Raw genomic sequence first — 823 nt, 5'->3', positions numbered from 1 at the left:
ACGCCTTCGCGGCGAGGACGGCCAGCTGCGGCGAGCTGAGCCGCTGCGGGACCAGCGGGTCCTCGGCGGCGGTCGTCACGGTGACGGTGTGGGCGTCGGCGGCCTTCGCGGTCAGCTCGACGCCGTCCAGGATGCGGGGCTTGGGGGAGGCGCCGGCGGCCCGGGTGAGGGAGCGTACGACGGCGTCGGCGTCGAGCTTCGTGCCGTCGTGGAAGGTGACGCCGTCGCGTATCTCGAAGCTCCAGCTCCGGCCGTCGCGCCGCCAGGAGGTGGCGAGCGCGGGCCGGGCGTCTCCGGCCGCGTCCAGCTTCACCAGGGTCTCGGCGGTCGACCAGCGCGAGAGCTTGAAGGCGTCGTCGGAGAGCGGGGACAGGCCCGAGCGAGGCGGCTGCATCATCGCGAGCCGCACCCGCTTTCCGTCCGCGCCGCCGGACCCGGCCGTGGTCCCGTCACCGGAGAAGCAGCCGGTGAGCAGCGCGGAGGCGGCCGCGAGGGCCGGTACGGGGAGCAGGCGGCGGGTGGGCAGGCGCACGGAACACTCCGGAGAGGGGTCGTCAAAGATTCAAGGGTGCGCCGACCGTAGCACGATGACAATCGTTTTCAGTAAAGGGGGGTGGGCGGGCTAGGGGAGCGGGTCTCAGAGCCGCCGCGCCTTCAGTGCCATGTGCAGCAGCAGCCGGTCCTCGCCCTCGTCCAGGTCGAGGCCCGTCAGCTGCTCCACCCGCGACAGCCGGTAGTACAACGTCTGCCGGTGGATGCCCAACTCCGCCGCCACCCGGCCCGCCTGACCCGCACGGTCCAGGTACCTTTCCCTTATACACAT

The 823-nt window shown here is 72.2% G+C and carries 2 protein-coding genes; both read right to left on the bottom strand.

Going from position 1 to position 823, the window contains the following annotated elements; all coding sequences use genetic code 11:
- On the bottom strand, positions 1-532 hold a 532-nt coding region (locus tag BZL64_RS38440; RefSeq protein WP_425276118.1), incomplete at its 3' end, for an ABC transporter substrate-binding protein.
- A gap of 105 nt (positions 533-637) precedes the next feature.
- The coding region (locus BZL64_RS38435; RefSeq protein ID WP_086773530.1) for a helix-turn-helix domain-containing protein at positions 638-823 on the bottom strand (186 nt) is incomplete at its 5' end.

It is taken from the genome of Streptomyces bobili (assembly GCF_002154575.1).
Lineage (GTDB): Bacteria > Actinomycetota > Actinomycetes > Streptomycetales > Streptomycetaceae > Streptomyces > Streptomyces bobili.
Note: the sequence above shows the minus strand (reverse complement) of the source record. Positions and strands in the feature narration are given on the sequence as shown.